Annotated in this window: 2 protein-coding genes; both read right to left on the reverse strand. The window is 41.8% G+C overall.

Features of this window, described 5'->3' with window-relative positions; all coding sequences use genetic code 11:
* Nucleotides 1-763: ExeA family protein (locus tag BQ5796_RS16900; protein WP_071461535.1), on the reverse strand; the 763-nt coding region annotated here is incomplete at its 3' end.
* Nucleotides 760-1043, reverse strand: a 284-nt coding sequence (locus BQ5796_RS16905) for a Mu transposase C-terminal domain-containing protein (RefSeq protein ID WP_234969413.1), incomplete at its 5' end; no start/stop codon positions are given. The genes BQ5796_RS16905 and BQ5796_RS16900, both read right to left, overlap by 4 nt.

Raw genomic sequence — 1043 nt, forward strand, 5'->3', positions numbered from 1 at the left:
TTTCGTCTACCAGTTCCTGCTTCCTGGAAACTGCGTCTAACAGGCATTCCGTACATAAACGGTTCGTTAAGCGCGGAATGCCTCGAGTTTCCTTAAAGATTAATTTTAATGATGAATCCGTGAAAACCTGGCGGCTTTCTCCTGCCACCTCCAATTGATGTTTGATGTATTCTATCATTTCTTCGAAACTCATCCCATCAAGGTGGAAGCGGGTATTGATCCTTTGAGAAATGGCTTCCAGGCTTCTTAGACGGAGCTTGTCCCTTAATTCGGGCTGTCCAACCAAAATAAGGGCCAAAGGTGACAGGGAATCAATTTGAAAATTTGTTAGGAATCTGATTTCCTGTAACATCGATGATGACAATAAATGCGCTTCGTCAATCACTACGACGGGCGTTTTCTTTTTGTTTTCATAGATGTCTAGGAGGGCTGTTTTAAATTGTCGTTTGAGATCACTCGCCAGAAATTTGGGTTCTATTCCTACCTGGAGAAGCATTTCTCGATAAAAATCGCGGGGTTTTAAAGCTGAGTCAGATAAATAAAGAAAAACATGCTGATTTGCTTCCAATCGTTCTTTCAGTGACCTGATGGCGGTTGATTTTCCAGCGCCGACTTCCCCGGTAATCAGACCGAATGAACGCTGCTGAATCATAAATGTCAGCCGTGCCTGCAGCTCTTTATATTGTTTTGCCATGAATAAGTGTCTAGTAGGAATGTCCTTTTGAAATGGAGTGTGCTTCCATCCAAAATGTTTTGCAATCATTCTTCTTTTCCCCCTATAAGAGTTTGATAGCTTAATGACCCTCGCTTTTCCTTTTGTTTCTTTTCATGGTCGGGTTCTGTTAAATCCAAAAAGTTGAGGCCAGATTCTTCTTCAGCTCTATTTGAGGTTTCAGAAGCTACCTTTTCATGTCTTGGACGGGCAAGTTTTAAAGGAATTGCATTTTCAAACTGTTGTCCGTCAAACCATACTTCGATTGATTCCAGGTCATTAGGATCGAAACGGAGAGTAATCATTTCACCGACCAATCGGGAATCCACTT

Source organism: Bacillus massilinigeriensis, assembly GCF_900111815.1.
Classification (GTDB): domain Bacteria; phylum Bacillota; class Bacilli; order Bacillales; family Cytobacillaceae; genus Mesobacillus_C; species Mesobacillus_C mediterraneensis.